Source organism: Streptomyces yokosukanensis (genome assembly GCF_001514035.1).
Lineage (GTDB): Bacteria > Actinomycetota > Actinomycetes > Streptomycetales > Streptomycetaceae > Streptomyces > Streptomyces yokosukanensis.
In genome coordinates this window covers 152,346-173,323 of the sequence record NZ_KQ948215.1, presented here as the reverse complement: position 1 = coordinate 173,323, position 20,978 = coordinate 152,346, and the positions used below count along the sequence as shown (strand labels likewise).

Sequence of the window (20,978 nt, the reverse complement as noted above, 5' to 3'; positions counted from 1 at the left end):
TGGCACCTTGACCCCCGACGCCGACCTCCCTGGAGCAGCCGTGCCCGCCTCACCGGTCCCCTCGCTCGAACTCCTGCCCGGCGCCGCCGCCTCGCCCGTGCTGCTGCACGTGCCGCACTCGGCGCGGGCGATCCCCGAGGACGTGCGCCGGGGGATCGTGCTGGACGACGCCGGGCTGGAGCGGGAGCTGGACCACATCACGGACGCGCACACCGCCGAACTGGCCGAGCGGGCCGCCGCCCTGGCCGCCGTACGGCCCTGGCGGTTCGTGAACCGGCTGTCCCGGCTCGTCGTGGACCCGGAGCGGTTCCCGGACGAGCGCGAGGAGATGACGGCCGTCGGGATGGGCGCCGTGTACACACGGACCACGCACCGGGGCGAACTGCGGCCCGCGGACACCGATCCGGAGCCGCTGCTGGCACGGTACTTCCGGCCGTACGCGCGGGCCATGACCGAGGCGGTGGCGGACCGGCTGGCCGCGACCGGGCGGGCCGTGATCGTCGACGTGCACTCCTATCCGACCGAGCCGCTGCCCTACGAGCTGCACGGAAGCGGTCCGCGACCGCCGGTGTGCCTGGGCACGGACGCCTTCCACACCCCGCCGGAACTGATCCGGGCAGCCCGTGCGGCGTTCGCGGTCTGCGGGGAGACGGGGCTGGACAGCCCGTTCGCCGGAACGTATGTGCCGCTGGAGTTCTACGGCCGCGACGCCCGGGTCGGCGCCCTGATGGTGGAGATCCGGCGCGACACCTACATGGCAGAGCCGGGCGGCCCGGCGGGACCGGGCATGGACCGCCTGGCCGCGGCGCTGGCCGCACTCGTCGACACCGTCTGAGCGCGTCACAGGGGCGCGCGGCCCTGTCTGCGTCCGGCCCCGCCCCGCGGGCGCGAGCGGCCGGCACGCGGCCGCACACGCCCGACGGCACCGGCGCCACCCCGTCGGGCGCCCGGCCCCACCACTCGGAGCACCACCGCAGGACAGCCGGAGGCACCCGTATCAGGGTGGTGCGCATGACCGAGGAGAGCACGCTCACCGGGCAGGCCCCGCCGCCCGTAAGGGACTGGAGCACCCCCGACCTGGACGGGACGGACTTCGACCCGACCCTCGCCGGCCTCATGCGCGAGGGCCCGCTGACCCGGATCCGGCTGCCGTTCGGCGAGGGCTGGGCGTGGTTGGCGACCCGTCACGACGACGTGAAGCTGATCACCAACGACCCGCGGTTCAGCCGCACCGAGGTGACGCACGGTCAGGTGACCCGGATGGCGCCGAACTTCGCGCCCCGTCCGGGCTCGCTCGCCTGGGCCGACCAGCCCGACCACAACCGGCTGCGCAAGCCCGTCGCCGGCGCCTTCACGGTGAGCGCGATGAAGCGGCTGCGGCCCCGCGCGCAGGCCCTTCTGGACGAGCTGGTGGACGGCGTCCTGCGGGACGGGCCGCCGGCCGATCTGGTCGAGCGGGTGCTGGAGCCGTTCCCGCTCGGCGTGGTCAGCGAGCTGATGGGCGTACCGGCCGAGGACCGCGAACAGGTGCACACCTGGACCCGGGAGATCATCTCGACCAACGGGGTCGAGGCGGCCGGCCGGGCCAAGGACGGCCTGTACGGGTGGATCACCGCGACCATCCGCTCCCGGGCCGACCGTCCGGGCGAGGACGTCTACTCGATGCTCGGCGGGGCCGTGGCGCGCGGGGACGTCCGCGAGGAGGAGGCCGTCGGGCTCGCCGGCCCGCTGCAGATCGGCGGCGAGGCCGTCACCCACAACTGCGGTCAGATGCTGTACCTGATGCTGACCCGGCCGGAGCTGATGCAGCGGATGCGGGCGCGGCCCGAGGCGCGCGGCCCGGTGCTGGACGAACTGTTCCGCTGGATCCCGCACCGCAGCTCGGTCGGGCTCGCCCGGATCGCGCTGGAGGACGTGGAGATCGCCGGCCACCGGATCGCCGCGGGCGAGCCGGTCTACGTCTCCTACCTCGCCGCCAACCGCGACCCGGCCGTCTTCCCCGACCCGGACCGCATCGACCCCGACCGCGATCCGAACCCGCATGTGGCCTTCGGCAACGGCCCGCACTTCTGCACCGGCACGGTACTGGCCCGGCTGCAGACCGAGCTGCTGGTGGACACCCTGCTGGACCGGCTGCCCGGGCTGCGGCTCGCCGTCCCGGCCGAGCAGGTGCAGTGGCGGCACAGGACGATGATCCGGGGTCCCCGGACGCTGCCCGTGACCTGGTCGTCGTGAAGGGGTCCCCGTGACCCCGTTCCGCTGACCGGACCGGCCGGGATCAGGTCCGCAGCCACTCGGTGACGATCACCGCCCCGCCGGTCCGCAGCCTGAGGGCGAACGGACCGGCCGGCGGTGTCCGGCTGGTGAAGCGGCCGAGGGTGTCGACCGTGACCGGGCGGACGGTCTGCGGTCCGCCGAGCACCTCGATGCGCGCCGACTGCGGCGGCAGCACCTGGCCGATCAGCCCGTCCTCGGTGACCTCGACGTCGACGGTGACCTCCTCCGCGCGGAACGTCAGCATCCGCGGTGCGTCCATGACACCCCGCACCGGCAGCGCGTCCACGAGGGAGTCGAAGGTCAGCTCGGCGATCCTCGCGTCCAGGTCGTGCAGGGCGTAGGCCTCCAGGGCCAGTTGGCGCAGTGCGTCCGGTACCGGGTCGAGGACCGCGGCGGCCTGACGCAGCTCCTCCTCCACCAGGCGGTCCGCCGCCTCCTCGTCCACCGCGCCCTCCGGGGGCATCCCGTCGTCGCCGTAACCGCTCATGCCGCTCCCCGTGCGTCCATCCTGGCCCGCAGCCGGCGCAGACAGCGCTGCCGCAGGGGTCCGATGCTGCCGACCGCGATACCGAGCGCGGCCGAGACCTCCACATAGCTGGGCGGCGGGGAGGAGACCAGTACGCGCAGCAACTGCCGGCAGCGCTCCCCCAGTCCGTCCAGCTCCTGCCACAGGCGGCGTAAGCGCTCGGCCCGGTCCGCCGCCTCCTCCGAAGCGATCAGCGACTCCTCCGGAGTCCGTTCGTCGCTGGCCCGGTCCAGCACCCGCGGGTCGTCCGTCAGCGTCAGCCGGGCCATCGCCTTGAGCACCTTCAGGCACTCGTTGCGGGCCGTACTGGCAAGCCACGCACCGGCCTTGTCGGGCTCGCGGATGCGGCCCAGGTGCTGGGCGAAGCGGAACCACACGGTCTGGTAGACCTCATGCCCGTCGGCCTCGGAGAGCCGGTGTGCGCGCACCACCGACCACACCAGCGGACTCATCCCTTCTACCAGCGCTTTCCAGGCCGCGGCGTCCCCGTCGACGGCGGACTGGACGAGCGCGCCGACCTCTGTTCGGTCCACGGCTCCACCCCTCGTGTACGGCACGTCATCGTACGCCGCGGAGCGGAGCGTTCCGGACCTCATACGGGCACGGCCTGATCGACGGCCGGCGCCGGACGCCAGGTGGGCGGCCGGAGCACCGCGACGCGCGCCCCACGCACTTCGGTACTGTCCGCGGCCGACGCCAGCAGCCGGTCGCGGGCGGCGCGCGGGTCGCGCTCCCGGTGCGCCGTCATCTGCGCGGCGACGAGCCCCGCGACGACCGGCGTGGCGAAGGAGGTGCCGCTCCACTGCGCGAGCCCGTCGAACATCACCTGGTGCGCCTTGGCGCCGGTCTTCTCCCGGTGCTCGCTCAACGTGCCGGTGTGGCGCGGGAACTGGCAGGTGCAGGAGTAGTCGAAGCCGAACCGGCAGGTGTCGTAGGTGGAGTGCTGGTAGAGGTACGGCACGGGCGTGGCGAAACCGGTGAGGGCGCTGGTGAGGCGCTCGCCCGGGGCGTAGACCCGCACCCAGGGCCCGTGGTTGCTGAAGCAGGCCTCGCTCTCGCCGTCCGCGCTCAGCGCGCCCACCGACACCACGCTGTCCGCGTACTCGGGCGATCCCGCGTAGGCGGCGGGCCAGAACGGCGCGTTGCTGGAGTTGTTGCCGGCGGCGGCCACCAGCAGGGTGCGCTGCCCGCGCAGTTCCCGCATGAACGCGTCCAGGCCGATGAGCCCGTCGGTGCCCTCGGTGGTGGTGCCGGCCGAGAGGCTGATGATGTCGGGCCAGCCGCCCTCGTCGACCGCCTCGAAGAGCCGGGCGCCGAACTCGGACTCCAGGATCGCGCCCGCCTCGCTCATGGTGTTGCGGACGGTCACGTCGGTGTTGGGCGCGACGGCCGCGAGGATCCCGGCGATGAACGTGCCGTGCCCGGCGTACTGGCGCAGCACCCCGTCGGCGTCGGTCTCGGCCGGCTGGGCGTCGCCCGTGGTGTGCGCGAGCAGCGGGTAGTCGCGGTGGTCGCGCACCAGCCCGGTGTCGACCACGAGGACCCGTGCGGCGCTGTCCGCGTCGTAACGGCCCCCCGCGGCGGCCGGGTTGGGCGGCTGGGTGCGCGGCACGGGCACCGGCTCGTCGCTCGGGCAGGCGTTGACCGCGATGTGCACGAGGTGGTTGCGGCCGACCAGGCGGCGGCCCTGGCGGTCCTCGGCCTCCCGCAGGGCGCGCAGGGCGTGCGGGACGGCGTCGGCGCCCTCGGTGGGGTCGCCGATGCGGATGCGGGTCACTCCGGTGCGGTTGCTCTGCGGGCCGTCCCGGCGCACATGGTCGGGGACGAGCCCCGCCGTGGCGGTGAAGTGGGCGCGCACGGCGTCCTCGACGACCCGGGCCTCCTCCCCGTCCCGGGCGAGCACGACGCCCTTCTCGTACAGGAAGTGCCCGGCGGCGTCCTCGTACGGGCCCATCGCCAGAGCGACGTCGGGCATGGACCGCCGGATGTGGTCGAACTGCTCGTGGAAACGCTGTGGTGCCATGGTGTCTCCTCCCCCGACAAGACGGTGTTCGACAGTGAGAGCCTCGGGGCCACCGTCTGATACAGCAGGCCACTACCATGCGAGACGTGACAGCGGAAGGCGAGTCGGTTCTCGAACTGCTGCCCTTGGTGTTCGCCGACCCGGGCGATGCCCGGGCACGCGCGGAACAGGTGCTGCGGGCCGGTCCGCCAGCGCTGCACGCCAGCGTCGCCCACCAGGTGCTCGGCATCTGGCAGCGGGACTTCGGAGATCTGCGGATCGCGTTGCGGCATCTGCGCCGCGCCCGGGACCTGGCCGCGCGCGCCGAGTCGGCCGACCGTGAGGCGGATGTGCTCGCGACGCTCGGGGTCGCACTGGTGCACGCGGGGCGCACGCGACAGGGGCTCACCTCGTTCGAGCGGGGCGTCGCGCGGGGCACGGGACACACCCGGGCCCGGGTGCTGTTCCGGCGGGCGTACGTGTGGTGGGTGCTGGGGCACCACCGGGAGGCGCTGGAGGACGTGCGGCGGGCGCTGCCCGTGCTGCGCCAGGTCGGCGACGACATCTGGACCGCGCGGGCGCTGACCCTGCGGGCCACCGTGCATCTCGCGCTCGGCGCGGTGGACCGGGCGGTCGCGGACTTCACTGCGGCGGAGCGGCTGTGGGACACCACCGGCCAGGAGCACGACAAGGCCGACGCGGTGGAGAGCCGGGGGCTCGCCGCGTTCCGCTGCGGGGACATCCCGGCGTCGCTGCGGCTGCTGGACGAGGCCGAGGAGCGGTACGCGAAACTCGGCACGCCCACCTACATGCTCTCCATCCGGCGCTGCGAGGTGCTGATGGCGGCCGGGCTGGCCCCGGAGGCGCTCGCCGAGGCGGACGCGACGATCGCGCTGCTGGACCGGATCGGCGGGCAGTCGACCCGCAAGGCCGAGCTGTTGCTGGCCGCCGCCCGCGCCGCCCGCTCGGCCGGGGACGCGCACACCGCGATAGCCCGCGCCGCCGTCGCCGTACGGCTGTTCTCGGCGCAGCGGCGGACGTGGTGGGAGACGCACGCCCGGCTGGTGCTGATCGAGGCACGGGTGGCGGCCGGGCGCCGCTCGGGGCGGCTGGTCGCGGACGCGGCCGCCGTCGCCGGGCGACTGGCGTCGTTCGGCTCGCCGGCCGCGCCGGAGGCGTCGCTGCTCGCGGGCCGCATCGCGCTGTCGCTGGGCTGGACGGCCGACGCGGAACGGCACTTGGCGGTGGCCGCGCGCAGCCGGCACGGCGGGCCGCCGCCGGCCCGGGTCACGGGCTGGGCGGCGCAGGCGCTGCGGGCGCGCGCGGCCGGGTCGCGGCGGGGCGTGCTGGAGGCCTGCCGGCGCGGTCTGGACGTGCTGGACGACCACGGGATGACGCTCGGCGCCTCGGAGCTGCGGGCGCATGCCACCGCGCAGGGCGCCGAACTGGCCGCGCTGGCCCAGGAGGTGAGCCTCACCCACGGCACCCCGCGCCGACTGCTCCAGTGGAGCGAGCGCTGGCGGGCGACCGTACTGTCCGCACCGCCCACCCGGCCGCCGGCCGATCCGGCGCTGCTGAGCGGTCTGACCGCCTACCGGGAGATCGCGGCCCGCGCGGAGGAGGCCCGGATGGAGGGCCGCCCGGTGCCCGCGCTGGAGCGCGAACAGCGGCGCCTGGAGCGGGAGATCCGCTCCCGCATCCGCCACATGCGCGGGGCCGCGCCGCACGAGGGCGACCGCTTCGAGGTGGGCCGGTTGCTGGACCGGCTCGGCGAGGCGTGCCTCGTCGAACTCGCCGTGGTCGACGGGCGGGTGCACGTCCTGCTGTGCGGTCAGGGGAGGGTACGGCGGTTCGCCGGCGGCTCGCTGGCCGAGGCGGTGGCCGAGGCCGAGTACGTCCAGGCCGGGCTGCGCCGGCTCGCCCACCCCGGCGCCGAGGCCCGGCTGCCCCTGGTGGAGGCCGCCGGCCTGCGGCTGCAGAAACTGCTGCTGGGCGGGGCGGCGGCCCGGCTGGGCTCCGGGCCCGTGGTGATCGTGCCGCCGGGGGCGCTGCACCGGGTGCCGTGGGCGCTGCTGCCCGCGCTGCGCGAGCGGGTGCTGAGCGTGTCGCCGTCGGCGGGCAGCTGGCTGCGCGCCCGCGAGACCGATCCGCCGCCGGGCGGCCGGCCGGTGCTGGTCCGCGGGCCCGGCCTCGCGACCGGCGGCGCGGAAGTACCGGAACTGGCCGACCGGTACGGCACGGCGACCGTCCTGGAAGGCGACCGGGCGCAGGTCCCGCGCGTCCTGGAGCACCTCGACGGAGCGGCCCTCGCGCATCTCGCGGCCCATGGCACGTTCCGTGCGGACAGCCCCCTCTTCTCGGCTCTGCGCATGGCCGACGGGCCGTTGATCGTGCACGACTTCGAGCGGCTGGCCCGCAGCCCGTACCGGATCATCCTCTCCAGCTGCGACACCGCCCGCCTCGCCTCCGTCGGCGCCGACGAACTCCTCGGCCTGGTCACCGCGTTGCTGCCGCTGGGCACGGCCGGGGTGGTGGCGAGCAGCGCACCCGTCAACGACGCGGCGGTGGTGCCGCTGATGCTGGCGCTGCACAAGGGCCTCGACACCGGTGTGTCCCTGGCCGAGGCCCTCCGCGACGCCCGTGCCACCCTGCCCGAGGACCCGGTCCACCAGGCGACGGGCTGGGCGTTCGCGGCGTTCGGGGCGGCGTAGGGCCTCTCTTTCGGATCTTGCCGAGCAAGGCGCCGTCGCCCGAAGTCGGCCTGATCCGAAAGAAGGGCCCTGGAGGTTACGCCGACTCGCATAGCCACGGCAACGCCGCGCGGTCACCGGTGCCGAGGCGGCTGTAGGCGCCGTACAGGTGGTTGCCCACGGTCCGCACCGACAGGGTCAGCTTCTCGGCGATCTCCCGATTGCTCAGCCCGGCCGCGGCGAGCGTCACGATCTGCCGCTGCCGGGCGGTCAGTTCACCGAGCGCGAGCCCGGCCAGCGCGGGTGTGCGTGCCCCCTGGCACCGCCTCGCGAGCGCGACCGCCCGGGTACGGGAGACCCGCTGCGCACGCGGCTCCCGGTGGACCCCCACGGCCTGGGCGTACGCCTCGGCCGCGAACAGCAGGAAGCCGCGCTCCGCCAGGACCTCGGCGACCTGGTCCAGTCCGGCCCCGTCTCCTCGTGCCAGCGCTTCCCCGTGCCGTGCGAGCACGCTGCCTGCGGGCAGCCGGCCGACGGCCCGCTCGGGTTCACCGAGGCGTACGGCGTCGTGGCGGGCGTACACGTCGTCATCGCCCGCCGCGCCCGGCTCTCCTTGGGCCGCCCGCAGTTCGGCGAGGCAGTCCGAGTCCTGCGGCGCGTCGCGCAGACCCTCCCGTGCCCAGGCGGCGGCGTCCCGCACCTCTCCGCGCAGCCGGGCGAACCGGGCGCGGACGGCGGCGTAACCGGCCGGGACCTGGGTGCCCCGCGCCACCAGCGACTCCCCCACGGGTGCGGGCGTCGTCCGTACGTCGAGCTGCTCGATCCGCCCTGCCAGGCGACGCCGTTCGGCTTCGAGGGCCGGCCGGTGGTCGCGCGGCGCACCGGCCAGCCGCCGGGCGCGCAGGGTGCCGGTCGTGGCCCGCAGGGCCGCCCCGTGCAGGGGGTGGGCGAGGGTGACGGCGGTGCCCCCGTCGTCGACGTGGATCAGACCGTCCGTCTCCAGACGCTCCAGGACGGCCAGGTCGAGGTCGTCCGGCGACATCGGCAGCGGCTCGGCGAACGCCAGGCGTTCCAGGGTGTCCCGCTCGCCGGGCGCGGAGCGCTCCAGCACCGGGGCGAGTCGCTCGCGTACGGCCGCGGTGATCGGCAGCGCCCCGCGCCAGGCCCGTTCCCGCGTGCCGGGAACGGCGGTCAGCCGACCGGCCGTGCCGAGCGCCGCGACCAGGTCGCGCAGCAGCCGCAGATCGCCCCCGCACATCCGGTGCAGACGGCGCACGGTGAGCGGTTCCAGCCCGGCGGCTGCGAGCAGTTCGGCGATGTCCTCGCGGGGCAGCGGTTCGAGGGCCAGCCGGGGCAGCAGCTCACCGGTCCACAGCCGGGACACCGCGCCGGGCGCGGGCACCCCGTCCACCGCCGCCACGACGAGCCGGGTGCGGCCGTGCACGGCGAGCTGGTGGACGAGGGCGGCGGAGGACTCGTCCAGCAGATGGGCGTCGTCCACGACGAGGAGCCGCACCCCGGACAGGATCCGCACCGCGCGATGCGGCGAGACGGTGTCGGGCAGCACGTGGGCGAAGGCGGCGAACGGCAGGTCCCGGGCCTCCGGCGTGCCGGTCACCCGGACGTGGTCGGTGCCCCGGAGCGCCTCCGAGATCAGCCGGGTCTTGCCGTGACCGGCCGGTCCGGTCACCACGATGCCGTGCCGGCCGGCCGCCGACGCCGTGCGCACCCGCTCCAGTTCGTCGTCCCGGCCGGTGAACGGCCAGGGCGGCTCCGGCATCCTCGCGTCCTGTTCGTAAGTCCTCACGTCGTACAGAGCACGGGTACTCAGGTTTGATACAGGGCGACTTGAGTAGCCCCCGACTCAGGCGCCCGACGGCGGCGGGCGGGCACGCTGGCCCCATGACCCGACGTCTCTGCTCGCTTCCGCGGCAGCCGGCCCCGTGCTTCGCACCGGGGCTGACCGCCGAGCGGCTGGACGCGCTGCTCGCCGGGCGGCGGATGTGGGTCAACGGCACGGTGCTGCACTACTCCTTCTTCGACGACGCCGCCGACGCCTCGGTGATCGCGGTCCCCGGCACCGGTGAGCTGCGCCGGGTGCCGTGGGCCGGTGACGAGGAGCAGCGGGACGTGGTCCGCGAATCCTTCCGCGAATGGCAGGGGCTCGGTCTCGGCGTCGCGTTCGCGGAGGTCGGCGACCGGCGCGAGGCGGAGCTGCGGATCGGGTTCCAGGCCGGCGGCGGTTCCTGGTCGGCGGTGGGCCGGGAGGCACTGGCGGTGGGGCGCAGCGAGCGCACCATGAACCTGGGCTGGGACGTGACCGGGCCCGGGGAGCGCGGCACGGTCCTGCACGAGATCGGGCACGCACTCGGCATGGTGCACGAGCACCAGAGCCCGCACGCCCGGCTCCACTGGGACGACGAGGCCGTGTACGCCGAGCTGGCGGGCCCGCCGAACTTCTTCGGCCGGGAGACGACGTACACGAACGTCCTGCGGGAGCTGGCCGCCGGCGAGGCGAGCGGCTCGGTGTGGGATCCGCAGTCGGTGATGACGTTCCCGTTCGGGCCCGGGCTGGTCCTGGAGCCGGAGCAGTACCGCGGCGGGCTGTCCCCGTCCGGCGGGCCGTCCCCGGCCGACAAGGAGTTCGTGCTGCGCTGGTATCCGCCGGGCGACCCGGCGGGGCCGGCCGCGCTGATGCCGTTCCGGTCGGCACCGCTCGGTCTCGGGCCGGGCGAGCAGGCCGACTTCACCGTCGAGCCGCCGGAGACCCGCGACTACACCGTGGGCACCTTCGGCGACGCCGACACCGTGCTCGTGGTCTTCGAGGAGCGCGACGGGGTGCCGCGCTTCCTCGCCGGCCACGACGACGGCGGCGGCCCGCACAACGCCGCCGTCCGGGTCCGGCTCGTCAAGGGCCGGCGCTACACCGTCCGGGTCCGCCTCTACTCGACGTGGGGTTCGGGAGAGACCGCGGTCATGTGCTGGTGACGGCACACGGACGACAACGGCCACTGTCCGGCACCGGGGGAAGGGCCGCGGACGTCACCTACGGGGGAGGTGACGTCCGCGGCCGCACCGGTGTTCACCACAGGACGGGCACCCGGGGGAACGGCGGGTCCGGTGCCTCCGTCACGACGCGGCCCGCTCCGGCGCGCCGCCGGCGCCGGCGTCCGGGTGGGCGAGGCCGAGGTGGTCGCGCAGGGTCGTGCCCGCGTAGTCGGCGCGGAACACGCCCCGTTCCTGGAGCAGGGGCACGACCTTGTCGGCGAAGGGGTCGAGGCCGGCCGGGGTGAGGTGCGGGACGAGGATGAAGCCGTCGGAGGCGTCGGCCTGCACGAAGTCGTTCACGGTGCGGGCGACGGTGGCCGGGGATCCGACGAAGGTCTGCCGGTTGCCGGTGTTGATGACCAGGTCGCGGATGGACCACTTGTTGGCCTCGGCGAGCTGCCGCCACTCGCGGGCGATGGCGACCGGGTCCCGGTACATGCGCACTTGGGCGCGGCCCCGGGATATGTGGTCCTCGCTCACCACCGGGTCGACGTCGGGCAGCGGGCCCTCCGGGTCGTACGCGGACAGGTCGCGGTTCCAGACGAACTCCAGGTGCTTGATGGCGGTCGCGCCGCTGACCTGCTGCCGGCGGACCTCGCGGGCGAGTTCGGCGGCGTCCTGGTCGGTGTCGCCGAGGACGAACGTGGCGGCGGGCAGGATGAGCAGCTGGTCGGGCCGGCGGCCGTATGCGGCCAGTCGCCTCTTGACGTCGGTGTAGAAGGCCTGGCCCTCCTGGAGCGTCGAGTACCGGCTGAAGATCGCGTCCGCGCCGGCGGCGGCGAACTCGCGGCCCTCGTCGGAGTCTCCGGCCTGGAAGATCACCGGGCGGCCCTGCGGGGAGCGCGGGACGTTGAACCGGCCGTGGATGTCGAAGTGCTGCCCCCGGTGGACGAAGGCACCGGCCTTGGCGTCCCGCAGGAAGGTGCCGGTGGCCCGGTCGGCGATGATCTCGTCACCGCGCCAGGAGTCGAAGAGTTCGTGCGCGGTGGCGAGGAACTCCTTGGCGCGGGAGTAGCGCTCCTCCTGCGGCAGAAAGCCGCCGCGGCGGAAGTTCTCGCCGGTGAAGGCGTCCCAGGAGGTGACGACGTTCCACGCGGAGCGGCCGCCGGAGAGGTGGTCGAGGCTGGCGAACTGGCGGGCCACCTCGTACGGCTCGTTGAACGTGGAGTTGATGGTGCCGGTCAGGCCCAGCCGGTCGGTGACGGCGGCCAGGGCGGCCAGCACGGTGAAGGTGTCCGGGCGGCCGACGACGTCCAGGTCGTAGATCTGCCCGCCCTGTTCGCGCAGCCTGAGGCCCTCGGCGAGGAACAGGAAGTCGAACTTGGCGCGTTCGGCGGTCCGCGCGAAGTGCACGAAGGAGCTGAACTCGATGTGGCTGCCGGCGGCGGGGTCGCTCCACACGGTGGTGTTGTTGACGCCGGGGAAGTGGGCGGCCAGGTGGATCTGCTTCAGCGGCTTGCTCATGGGGCGGTCGTCCTCTCCGGCCGGTCAGGCGGTGGCGGTGGGTGTGGGGGTAGCCCCGGCTCCGGACTCGGGCTCGGGCGAAGCCGGGGGCCGGGAGGAATAGCGGTTGGCGGGGCGGGCGAGGCCGAGCAGGCCGCGCAGGGTGTCGGCCTCGTAGGCGTCCCGGAAGCGGCCCCTGCGCTGGAGTTCGGGCACGAGATCGCGGCTGACGCGGGGCAGGTCGTGGCCGGCGACGGCCGGTCGCAGCCGGAAGCCGGTCAGCCCGCCGGTCGACAACTCCTCAAGCAGATCGGTGAGTTGGCCGGCGGTGCCGGTGAAGATCCGGGCGTCGCTCGTGTACGGCTCGCCCGCGAGCGCGTCCAGCCGCTCCCGCCGCTCCTGTGCCTGCGCCCGGCTGTCGTCGAGGAACACCACGAGGTCGCCGAAGACGTGCAGGGTGTCCGCGGCGCGGCCCGCCGCCCGCTGCTCGGCGCGGATCTCGGCGACGATCGCGCGAGCCTGGTCCGCGTCCTGCGGGGTGACGTACCCGATGTCGGCCTGACGGGCGACGAGCCGGTACGCGGCGGAGCGGTGGGCGAGAGCCGTGACCAGCGGCTGGCCCTGCGGCGGCCGAGGCGTGATCGAGGGGCCCTTGACGCTGAAGTGACGGCCCTCGAAGTCGATGTAGTGCAGCTTGTCCCGGTCGATGAAGCGGCCCGTGGCCGCGTCCCGGATCTCGGCGTCGTCCTCCCAGCTGTCCCAGAGCCGGCGCACCACCTCCACGTGGTCGGCGGCCTCGTCGAACAGCTCGGTGAGCACGTCCCGCGCGGCCGGGCTGTCGGGGGACTCGATCCGGCGGACGGTGCGGCGGCCGAAGTGGGCGGCCTCGTCCGGCCGGGCGCTGACCTGGACGCGCAGCCCGCCGCGGCCGGTGCTGACGTAGTCGAGGGTGGCGATCGCCTTGGAGATGTGGAACGGCTCGGTGTGCGTGGACACCACGGTCGGCACCAGGCCTATGTGCCGGGTGAGCGGGGCGACGCGGGACGCGACGAGGACCGCGTCGAGTCGGCCGCGGACCTGGTCGGTGCGCTCGTCGGGGGCGAGGACGTGCGAGGACTGCGGGCCGAGGCCGTCCTCGAAGGTGACGAGGTCGAGGAGACCGCGCTCGGCCTCGGCGACCAGGTCGGCCCAGTAGCCGGCGGTGAGCAGGTCCCGGGGGTGCGCGACCGGGTCGCGCCAGGAGGCGGGGTGCCAGCCGGTGCCGTCCAGGGCGACGGCAAGGTGCAGATGGGAAGGGGAGGTTGAGGACACGTGGGTGCCTTCCTTGACGTCCGTGAGGGAACACCGGCTCGCGGAGGCAGGCGTCGGCGAGGCGAGCGCGGCGGGAGGAGATCCGGGCCGTGAAGCCGGGGGCGATGAGTCAGTGGCGACAGAGCGCGGCGGACACGCGCTGGAGGTCTATGTGCGGCCGGGAGTGCAGACGGACGGAGCGGTAGGGGTGCGGGGCGGGCGGCGGGAGCGCACCGGGCACCAACCTCACGACCGTCACCTCCGTCCGTCGGCCGGGGCGGGCCGGGCCGTCTCGGCCGCCCACCGGATCTCGTCATGACGCACAACGCGCGACCGGCTCCGGTTGTTCCCGCGCCGCGGCCCCGCACGGACCGCCTGCGGCGGCGCAGGCTGCATGACGCACGGCACACGGCGATCGGCCATCGGCCATCGGCCATCGGCACACGGCGCATGCACCCGATCGGGCTGATGGCAGGTCAGGAGCTGTTCAGCGGCGGGCAGGGCGGGTCGACCTCGGACGAGGGCACGGCCGCCGCGTTCTCACCTGCGGCAGGCGTCCTCGGCCGCGGCGGAGAGGCTCGCCCAGTCCAGGATCTGGACGGCGGCTCCGGCGGCCTCCAGGCCCCGGCAACGGCCTTGGTGGCGCCGGGAGATGCCGTCGAGGTCGAGAGCGCTGCGGAACGCGGGGTGGGCGGTCATCCGGCGGGCGTAGGCCCACAGGGCGCGATGGCCGGCGATGCGGTGCACGGCACTGGCGTCGAGATGGCAGCGGTGGACCGTGTCCAACTCCACGAGCGTCACCCACAGTTCGATGTCGGCGGCGGTGAGCCGGTCGTCGGCCAGGTACTCCTCGCCGGCCAGCCGGTTCTCCAGTCGGCCCAGGGTGTCGAGGAGCACGTCGAGGGCGGCGGCCCGCTCGGCCGGGTCGGCGCCGGCCGCTCCGGCGCGCTGCGCGGCCTGCGTGATCCCCTCGGCGCACATCCGCTCGACGGCCTCGATCACGGACTCCAGGCCTCGGGGGTACAGCGAGACACGGCCCGTGCGCGGGAAGCGGTCGAGGTCGCGCAGGATGTCGGGGGCGTGGGTGCTGACGATGCGTCCGGACCAGTCGTCGCTGAGCACGGGCCCGAGGGCCGGGCCGGTGTAGTGGTGGGCGCTCGCCTCGTACAGGGGGCGCAGCGCGGAGTGGCCGCCGCCGGGACAGTCCGGGACGGCGGGCAGGAGGGTGACCGGACAGTCCGCGTCCAGGCCGAGCAGGCCGTGTCCGACGGCGAGGCGCAGTCCGTCGGGGCAGGCGGTCGACAGATGGAGCCGGTAGCGGTGGGGCACGGCGTAGTGGCCGCTGCGCGCGTCCCGGCCGATCCGGCCCCGGAAGACGGGGGCGGCGCGGTGGACGGACAAGGCGGCGAGCGGAGTGATGGACATGCGTCTCCCCAGGTGGTGGGCGTGCGGAGGTGCGCGCCGACGGGCGGCGTCGGCGGGCGGGCGGCGGCCGAGGGGCGTGCGGGGCCCCGGCTCAGCGGTGAAGGCTGATCGCGCTGCAGACGCGCAGCAGGTCGATGTGCCGGCGGGAGGTGAGCAGGGCGGCGCGCAACGGCGTACGACCGGCCGGGCCGGTGACCGTTTCGAGGCGCGGCATGTTTTCCTACCCGTTCACTAGGATTCCCTCCCTGGAGTGTCGATCCGCCCTCCGGAGACGTCAAGAGGGTGTCCACGCCTGGGACCAGGGGCCGCGGCCGATCCGGAGGGCCGCGGGGAGACGGTGTCGGCCCGAGAGCGCCCGAAGTCTCCTCAGAATCTGCGCCATGTGACATAGTACTGCCGTGGCGAAGCGACTGACCTGCGATGTCGTGATCGTCGGAGCCGGAATGGTGGGTGCGGCCTGTGCGCTGTACGCGGCACGGGCCGGCCTCGACGTGCGGGTGGTGGACCGGGGCCCGGTGGCCGGCGGCACCACCGGCGCGGGCGAGGGAAACCTGCTCGTCTCCGACAAGGAACCGGGCCCCGAACTCGATCTCGCCCTGCTGTCGGCCCGGTTGTGGTCGCGGCTGGGCGACGAACTGGGTACGGCCGTCGAGTACGAGCCCAAGGGCGGCCTGGTGGTCGCCGCCGCCCCCGAGGGCCTCACCGCGCTGCACGCCTTCGCCGACGGCCAGCGGCACGCGGGCGTCGAGGCCCACCCGGTGGACGCCGACCAACTACCCTTCCTGGAACCGCACTTGGCAACCGGCATGGCGGGCGGGGTGCACTACCCGCAGGACGCCCAGGTCATGCCCGCCCTCGCCGCCGCCCGCCTGCTGCGCGTCTCCGGCGCCCGCCTGCACACGGGCTGGACCGTGACCGGGCTGCTGCGCGGACCCGACGGCGCGGCGGCCGGCGTCCGCACCGACCGGGGCGACCTGCACGCACCGGCGGTGGTGAACGCGGCCGGCACCTGGGGCGGCGAACTCGCGGCACTCGCCGGCGTCCGGCTCCCGGTGCTCCCGCGACGGGGCTTCGTCCTGGTCACCGAGCCGCTGCCGCGGATGGTCCGGCACAAGGTGTACGCGGCGGACTACATGGCCGACGTCGCGAGCGACTCGGCCGCCCTGCGCACCTCGCCGGTGGTGGAGGGCACGGCCGCCGGGCCGGTGCTGATCGGCGCGAGCCGGGAACGGGTCGGCTTCGACCGCTCGCTGTCGCTCGCGGCGGTGCGGGCACTCGCGGCCGGGGCGATCGGGCTGTTCCCGTTCCTGGAGCGGGTGCGCGCGCTGCGGACGTACGCGGGTTTCCGGCCGTATCTGCCCGACCACCTCCCGGCGATCGGCCCGGATCCCCGCGCGCCGGGGCTCTTCCACGCCTGCGGGCACGAGGGTGCCGGTATCGGACTGGCCACCGGCACCGGGCAGTTGATCGCGCAGACGCTGACCGGGAAGGCACCGGACCTGGATCTCACGCCGTTCCGGCCGGAGCGGTTCGACACCGACGGAGGCGACACACCGTGAATCCCCTGGAGCTGGCCCGGTCCCGGCCGGGCGAGGCCTTCACCGTCACCTTCGACGACCGGCCCGTTCCGGCCGTGCCGGGGCAGACGGTCGCGGCGGTGCTGTGGGCGGCGGGCGTGACGGCCTGGCGCAGCACCCGTGGCGCCGGCCGGCCCCGCGGGGTCTTCTGCGGCATCGGAGTGTGCTTCGACTGCCTGGTGACCGTCAACGGCCGCCCGAACCAACGGGCCTGCCTGGTACCCGTACGGCCGGGCGATGCGATCCGCACCCAGGAGGGGACGGGACACGACGATGACTGAACGGGCGCACCTCGCCGTCGTCGGGGCGGGCCCGGCGGGTCTCGCCGGGGCGCTGGCGGCGGCCGACCGGGGCGTGCGGGTCACCCTGGTCGACGCGGCCGAGCAGGCGGGCGGCCAGTTCTACCGGCAGCCCGCACGGGCCCTCGGCGCCCGCCGCCCCGAGGCACTGCACCACCAGTGGCGCACCTGGCGGCGGCTCCGGGAGGGCATCGAGCGGCACATCGCGGCCGGACGGATCACCCATCTGACGGATCATCATGTCTGGGCCGTCCAGCGCGCGTCGGACTCCTCCTTCACGGTGTACGCGCTGCGCGGTCCCGCCGAGGAGGAGGGGGCCACCGTCCGTGCCGACGCCGTGCTGCTCGCCACCGGCGGTTACGAGCGTGTCCTGCCCTTCCCTGGCTGGACGCTGCCCGGTGTCGTCACCGCGGGCGGCGCGCAGGCCATGCTCAAGGGCGCTCTGGTGCTGCCCGGCCGCAGGGTCGTGGTCGCCGGCACCGGTCCGCTGCTGCTGCCGGTGGCCACGGGGCTCGCCGCGGCCGGAGCGCGAGTGGCGGCGCTGGTCGAGTCCGCCGCCCCCGTGGCCCTGTTGCGCGGCGCCCCGGCCCTCGCGGCCGAGCCCGGCAAGCTCGCCGAAGGCGCCTGGTACGCAGGGCAGTTGATGCGCCACCGCATTCGCACGCTGTCCCGGCACAGCGTGGTGGAGGCGCACGGCACCGACCGGCTGACGGCGGTCACCGTCGCCGCGCTGCGGAACGACGGCCGGATCAGGCCCGGCAGCGCGCGCCGCATCTCCTGTGACACCCTCGCCGTCGGACACGGCATGCTGCCGCACACCGACCTCGCCGAGACGCTCGGCTGCACGCTGTCCGGGCCGACCGGCACGGCCGTACGAGTGGACGACGAGCAGCGCACCGACGTGCCCGGGGTCTGGGCCGCCGGAGAGACCACCGGCATCGGCGGCGCCGCGCTCGCGCTCGCCGAGGGCCATATCGCCGGCCGCTCGATCGCCGCCCGTCTGCGCGGTGTCGCGCCCGACCCACGTTCCTGGGCGGCGTCCGCCCGTGCCAGAGCCCGGCTGCGGCGGTTCTTCGCCGCACTGGAAGCGGCGTACGCGCCGCCCGCGGGCTGGGCCGACCGGCTCACGGACGACACGGTGGTGTGCCGCTGCGAGGAGGTCACGGCCGGCGCGGTCCGCACGGCCGCCCGTTCGCTCGGCGCGGGCGATCTGCGCACGGTGAAGCTGTTCACGCGGGCCGGCATGGGTTGGTGCCAGGGCCGGATGTGCGCACCCGCGGTGGCCGGTCTGACCGGATGCCCGCTCACCGCGGGACGCCGCCCGTTCGCCCGGCCGGTACCGCTCGGCGTCCTGGCCGCACTGCCGGACGACTGAGCCCCCGCCCCGAACCGCTCCCGCCGGCAAGCCGCCTCACGGCTCACGGCTCACGGCTCACGGCTCACGAGGCACGGTCACGAGTCACGACCCACGACCCAGCATTCACGACGACCTCGGCACACCGCACCAGTACCATGTCACACGTCATTGGATTGGGGACCACAGATGACCCACCCGCAGAGCCGCCCGTGGCGCGGCGTCCTCGTCGCCACCGCCCTCCCGCTGCGCGACGACCTCTCCGTCGACCACGACCGCTACGCCGCGCACTGCTCCTGGCTGGTCGCGAACGGCTGTGACGGCGTCGTACCCAATGGCTCGCTCGGCGAGTACCAGGTGCTCACCGCCGAGGAGCGCGCCCGGGTGGTGGAAACGGCCGTCGCGGCGATCGGCGGCGAGCGGGTGATGCCGGGCGTCGCCGCCTACGGCTCGGCGGAGGCCCGGCGCTGGGCCGAGCAGGCGGGCGAGGCCGGCTGCGCGTCGGTGATGCTGCTGCCGCCCAACGCCTACCGCGCCGACGAGCGAGCCGTGCTCGCCCACTACGCCGAGGTCGCCCGCGCGGGGCTGCCGGTGGTGGCGTACAACAACCCGATCGACACCAAGGTCGACCTGGTGCCCGAACTCCTCGCCCGGCTGCACGGCGAGGGTCACATCCACGGCGTCAAGGAGTTCTCCGGTGACGTCCGCCGCGCCTACCGCATCGCCGAACTGGCCCCGGAACTCGACCTGTTGATCGGCGCCGACGACGTCCTGCTGGAGCTGGCCGTGGCGGGCGCCAAGGGCTGGGTGGCCGGCTACCCCAACGCGCTGCCGCGCGCCTCGGTGGAGCTGTACCGCGCCGCTGTGGCCGGCGACCTCACCACGGCACTCCCCCGGTACCGGCAGCTGCACCCGCTGCTGCGCTGGGACTCGCGGGTGGAGTTCGTGCAGGCGATCAAGCTGTCCATGGACGTCGTCGGCCGCTACGGCGGTCCGGTGCGTCCGCCGCGCGTCCCGCTCCTGCCCGAGCAGGAGGCCACGGTCCGCGCGGCGACCGAGAAGGCCGTCGCCGCGGGGCTCGGCTGACGCAGTCCGACAAGGAGGCCGGAACATGCGCAGCAAGGTCGTGCTGCACGCCGTCGACTCGCACACCGAGGGCATGCCGACCCGGGTGATCACCGGTGGGATCGGCACCGTACCGGGTGCGACGATGAACGAGCGGCGGCTGTACTTTCGTGAACACCTGGACCACGTCAAGCAGTTGCTGATGAACGAGCCGCGCGGCCACTCCGCGATGAGCGGCGCCGTCCTGCAGCCGCCGAGCCGCCCCGACTGCGACTGGGGCGTCATCTATGTGGAGGTCTCCGGGTATCTGCCGATGTGCGGGCACGGCACCATCGGGGTCGCCACGGTGCTGGTCGAGACGGGCATGGTGGAGGTGGTGGAGCCGGTGACCACCATCCGGCTCGACACCCCCGCGGGGCCGGTGGTCGCCGAGGTGGCGGTGGAGAAGGGGGCCGCGCGGCACGTGACCCTGAAGAACGTGCCGTCGTTCGCCGTCGCCCTGGACCGCGAGATCACCCTGCCCGACGGCCGTACGGTCACCTACGACCTCGCCTACGGCGGCAACTTCTACGCGATCCTGCCCCTCGACGCCTTCGCGCTGCCCTTCGACCGGGCCCGCAAGGACGACATCCTCGCGTCCGGGCTGTCGCTGATGGAGGCGATCAACTCCGAGGCGCGGCCGGTGCATCCCGAGGACCCGTCCATCCACGGCTGCCACCACGTCCACCTCTACGCGCCCGGCGCCACCGCACGTCACTCGCGGCACGCCATGGTCATCCACCCGGGCTGGTTCGACCGCTCCCCGTGCGGCACGGGGACGAGCGCGCGCATGGCGCAACTGCACGCGCGGGGCGAACTGCCGTTGCACACCGAGTTCGTGAACGAGTCCTTCATCGGGACCCGGTTCACCGGACGCCTGCTCGGCACCACGCGGGTCGCCGGTGCCCCGGCCGTCCTGCCGAGCTTCACCGGCCGCGCGTGGATCACCGGCACCGCGCAGTACCTCCTCGACCCCACCGATCCCTTCCCGGAGGGCTTCGTCCTCTAGGTCCGTGCCCCAGGCCCCAGGACCTGGGCACGGTGCCTCCCGTCCTGCTCTAGACTCCCCCGGTGATGCGTGACATGGCACAGACCAGTTCGGACTCGGACCTGCCCGCGCTCCCTCTCGTGGGCGGTCGGCGCAGCAGCTACCGCGAGCGGGTCGCCGACGCGCTGCGCGCCGCGCTGATCGCGGGCGAGCTGCGGCCGGGCGAGGTGTACTCCGCGCCCTCGCTCGCCGCCCGTTTCGGCGTGTCGGCGACGCCGGTGCGGGAGGCGATGCTGGACCTGGCCAAGGAGGGCCTGGTCGACGCCGTGCCGAACAAGGGGTTCCGGGTCACCGCGGTGTCCGACAGGCAACTGGACGAGTACACGCACATCCGGGCGCTCGTCGAGATCCCCACCGTGGTCGCACTCGCCCGGACCGCCGACCGGGTCTCGCTGGAGGCGCTGCGCCCGGCGGCCCGCGAGATCGTCACGGCGGCGGTCGCGGGCGACCTGATCGCCTATGTCGAGTCCGACACCCGCTTCCATCTCGGTCTGCTCGCCCTCGCGGGCAACGCCCATCTGGTCGAGGTGGTGGCCGACCTGCGCGGCCGCTCCCGCCTCTACGGCCTGACGGCCCTGGTGGAGGCCGGCCGCCTGCTCGCCTCGGCCGAGGAGCACCTGGAACTCCTCGACGCCCTGCTGGAGCGGGACGAGAAGGCCGTACACGCGATCATGACCCGGCACCTGGGCCATGTCCGCAACCTGTGGGCCGAGGGCCCGGAACACGACTGACGGCTCGGGCGTCACCACACATCTGGCGGTACGACCCCCGTTTCGGCGCATATTTTTCACAATCGGCCGGGCCTGACGCTACAAGAACCGGTGATTTTGCGGTGGGGCAGGGATTCGCGGACCATGGCTGGCGGTCCCGGCGATCCTGGGGCATCTGTTCGATG

Annotated in this window: 19 protein-coding genes; 10 read left to right on the top strand and 9 right to left on the bottom strand. The window is 74.5% G+C overall.

Translation table 11 applies throughout. The annotated features are described in order from the left end of the window. Positions 1–40 precede the first annotated feature (40 nt). Positions 41–835 carry an N-formylglutamate amidohydrolase gene (locus AQI95_RS25155; protein WP_067128054.1) on the top strand — a complete coding sequence of 265 codons (795 nt, stop codon included), beginning with the start codon at positions 41–43 and terminating at the stop codon, positions 833–835. Positions 836–1,011: 176 nt separating this feature from the next. Then, positions 1,012–2,235, top strand: a complete 1,224-nt coding sequence (locus tag AQI95_RS25150) for a cytochrome P450 (RefSeq protein WP_067128051.1) — start codon at positions 1,012–1,014, stop codon at positions 2,233–2,235. 43 nt (positions 2,236–2,278) lie between these two features. Here AQI95_RS25150 and AQI95_RS25145 read toward each other — a convergent pair whose 3' ends face one another. The 3 genes from AQI95_RS25145 to AQI95_RS25135 are packed head-to-tail and all read right to left on the bottom strand — an operon-like array spanning position 2,279 to position 4,826. Further along, positions 2,279–2,764, bottom strand: coding sequence for a hypothetical protein (locus AQI95_RS25145; protein ID WP_067128048.1), 486 nt, complete (start codon positions 2,762–2,764; stop codon positions 2,279–2,281). Next, entirely contained in the window at positions 2,761–3,399 is a 639-nt protein-coding gene (locus AQI95_RS25140) for an RNA polymerase sigma factor (RefSeq protein WP_208614253.1), read from the bottom strand. The genes AQI95_RS25145 and AQI95_RS25140 overlap by 4 nt, the downstream gene beginning before the upstream one ends. Next, positions 3,396–4,826: a S8/S53 family peptidase gene (locus AQI95_RS25135; protein WP_067128041.1), complete on the bottom strand. Its 1,431-nt coding sequence runs from the start codon at positions 4,824–4,826 to the stop codon at positions 3,396–3,398. Before AQI95_RS25135 ends, AQI95_RS25140 begins: the two co-directional genes overlap by 4 nt. Before the next feature lie 77 nt (positions 4,827–4,903). Between AQI95_RS25135 and AQI95_RS25130 the strand changes: the two genes are divergently transcribed. Then, positions 4,904–7,516: a CHAT domain-containing protein gene (locus AQI95_RS25130; RefSeq protein WP_107121735.1), complete on the top strand. Its 2,613-nt coding sequence runs from the start codon at positions 4,904–4,906 to the stop codon at positions 7,514–7,516. A 76-nt stretch (positions 7,517–7,592) separates the two neighbouring features. Here the strand turns inward: AQI95_RS25130 and AQI95_RS25125 are convergent, their stop codons facing one another. Beyond that, positions 7,593–9,302, bottom strand: a complete 1,710-nt coding sequence (locus AQI95_RS25125) for a LuxR family transcriptional regulator AbsR2 (protein ID WP_067128037.1) — start codon at positions 9,300–9,302, stop codon at positions 7,593–7,595. A gap of 95 nt (positions 9,303–9,397) precedes the next feature. On the opposite strand from AQI95_RS25125, the gene absR1 reads away from it, so the two are divergent. Then, positions 9,398–10,483, top strand: coding sequence for a beta-glucuronidase AbsR1 (gene absR1 / locus AQI95_RS25120; protein ID WP_067128034.1), 1,086 nt, complete (start codon positions 9,398–9,400; stop codon positions 10,481–10,483). Between the two features lie 141 nt (positions 10,484–10,624). Here absR1 and AQI95_RS25115 read toward each other — a convergent pair whose 3' ends face one another. The 5 genes from AQI95_RS25115 to AQI95_RS49885 form a co-directional block, all read right to left on the bottom strand. Beyond that, on the bottom strand, positions 10,625–12,007 hold the full coding sequence (locus tag AQI95_RS25115; protein WP_067128031.1) for an NtaA/DmoA family FMN-dependent monooxygenase: 1,383 nt from the start codon (positions 12,005–12,007) through the stop codon (positions 10,625–10,627). Positions 12,008–12,031: 24 nt separating this feature from the next. Continuing rightward, the gene (locus AQI95_RS25110) at positions 12,032–13,297 is read right to left on the bottom strand and encodes an LLM class flavin-dependent oxidoreductase (RefSeq protein WP_067128028.1); all 1,266 of its coding nucleotides are present in this window, start codon (positions 13,295–13,297) and stop codon (positions 12,032–12,034) included. 109 nt (positions 13,298–13,406) lie between these two features. After that, the gene (locus tag AQI95_RS50400; RefSeq protein ID WP_425264900.1) at positions 13,407–13,517 is read right to left on the bottom strand and encodes a putative leader peptide; all 111 of its coding nucleotides are present in this window, start codon (positions 13,515–13,517) and stop codon (positions 13,407–13,409) included. A 299-nt stretch (positions 13,518–13,816) separates the two neighbouring features. Beyond that, positions 13,817–14,701: a glutathione S-transferase C-terminal domain-containing protein gene (locus AQI95_RS25105; protein ID WP_067128025.1), complete on the bottom strand. Its 885-nt coding sequence runs from the start codon at positions 14,699–14,701 to the stop codon at positions 13,817–13,819. Between the two features lie 91 nt (positions 14,702–14,792). Next, positions 14,793–14,915, bottom strand: a complete 123-nt coding sequence (locus AQI95_RS49885; protein ID WP_279617025.1) for a hypothetical protein — start codon at positions 14,913–14,915, stop codon at positions 14,793–14,795. A 184-nt stretch (positions 14,916–15,099) separates the two neighbouring features. Between AQI95_RS49885 and AQI95_RS25100 the strand changes: the two genes are divergently transcribed. The 6 genes from AQI95_RS25100 to AQI95_RS25075 all read left to right on the top strand — a co-directional run bounded on the left by AQI95_RS25100 (position 15,100) and on the right by AQI95_RS25075 (position 20,814). Next, positions 15,100–16,260 carry an NAD(P)/FAD-dependent oxidoreductase gene (locus AQI95_RS25100; RefSeq protein ID WP_067128022.1) on the top strand — a complete coding sequence of 387 codons (1,161 nt, stop codon included), beginning with the start codon at positions 15,100–15,102 and terminating at the stop codon, positions 16,258–16,260. Further along, a complete protein-coding gene (locus tag AQI95_RS25095) occupies positions 16,257–16,559 on the top strand; it encodes a (2Fe-2S)-binding protein (protein ID WP_067128019.1) in 303 nt (100 codons plus the stop codon). The genes AQI95_RS25100 and AQI95_RS25095 overlap by 4 nt, the downstream gene beginning before the upstream one ends. Next, the gene (locus AQI95_RS25090; protein WP_067128016.1) at positions 16,552–17,952 is read left to right on the top strand and encodes an FAD/NAD(P)-dependent oxidoreductase; all 1,401 of its coding nucleotides are present in this window, start codon (positions 16,552–16,554) and stop codon (positions 17,950–17,952) included. Before AQI95_RS25095 ends, AQI95_RS25090 begins: the two co-directional genes overlap by 8 nt. A gap of 168 nt (positions 17,953–18,120) precedes the next feature. Next, complete coding sequence (locus tag AQI95_RS25085; RefSeq protein ID WP_067128013.1) at positions 18,121–19,017, top strand: dihydrodipicolinate synthase family protein; 897 nt, start codon at positions 18,121–18,123, stop codon at positions 19,015–19,017. 25 nt (positions 19,018–19,042) lie between these two features. After that, the gene (locus tag AQI95_RS25080) at positions 19,043–20,044 is read left to right on the top strand and encodes a proline racemase family protein (RefSeq protein WP_067128010.1); all 1,002 of its coding nucleotides are present in this window, start codon (positions 19,043–19,045) and stop codon (positions 20,042–20,044) included. Positions 20,045–20,118: 74 nt separating this feature from the next. Then, the gene (locus tag AQI95_RS25075; protein ID WP_244188845.1) at positions 20,119–20,814 is read left to right on the top strand and encodes a GntR family transcriptional regulator; all 696 of its coding nucleotides are present in this window, start codon (positions 20,119–20,121) and stop codon (positions 20,812–20,814) included. Positions 20,815–20,978: the final 164 nt, after the last annotated feature.

Coding starts and splice junctions, on each gene's coding strand:
- AQI95_RS25150 (WP_067128051.1), top strand. CDS start 1,012: ATGACCGAGGAGAGCACGCTCACCGGGCAGGCCCCGCCGCCCGTAAGG.
- AQI95_RS25145 (WP_067128048.1), bottom strand. CDS start 2,764: ATGAGCGGTTACGGCGACGACGGGATGCCCCCGGAGGGCGCGGTGGAC.
- AQI95_RS25140 (WP_208614253.1), bottom strand. CDS start 3,399: ATGAGGTCCGGAACGCTCCGCTCCGCGGCGTACGATGACGTGCCGTAC.
- AQI95_RS25135 (WP_067128041.1), bottom strand. CDS start 4,826: ATGGCACCACAGCGTTTCCACGAGCAGTTCGACCACATCCGGCGGTCC.
- AQI95_RS25130 (WP_107121735.1), top strand. CDS start 4,904: ATGCGAGACGTGACAGCGGAAGGCGAGTCGGTTCTCGAACTGCTGCCC.
- absR1 (WP_067128034.1), top strand. CDS start 9,398: ATGACCCGACGTCTCTGCTCGCTTCCGCGGCAGCCGGCCCCGTGCTTC.
- AQI95_RS25115 (WP_067128031.1), bottom strand. CDS start 12,007: ATGAGCAAGCCGCTGAAGCAGATCCACCTGGCCGCCCACTTCCCCGGC.
- AQI95_RS25105 (WP_067128025.1), bottom strand. CDS start 14,701: ATGTCCATCACTCCGCTCGCCGCCTTGTCCGTCCACCGCGCCGCCCCC.
- AQI95_RS49885 (WP_279617025.1), bottom strand. CDS start 14,915: ATGCCGCGCCTCGAAACGGTCACCGGCCCGGCCGGTCGTACGCCGTTG.
- AQI95_RS25090 (WP_067128016.1), top strand. CDS start 16,552: ATGACTGAACGGGCGCACCTCGCCGTCGTCGGGGCGGGCCCGGCGGGT.
- AQI95_RS25085 (WP_067128013.1), top strand. CDS start 18,121: ATGACCCACCCGCAGAGCCGCCCGTGGCGCGGCGTCCTCGTCGCCACC.
- AQI95_RS25080 (WP_067128010.1), top strand. CDS start 19,043: ATGCGCAGCAAGGTCGTGCTGCACGCCGTCGACTCGCACACCGAGGGC.
- AQI95_RS25075 (WP_244188845.1), top strand. CDS start 20,119: ATGGCACAGACCAGTTCGGACTCGGACCTGCCCGCGCTCCCTCTCGTG.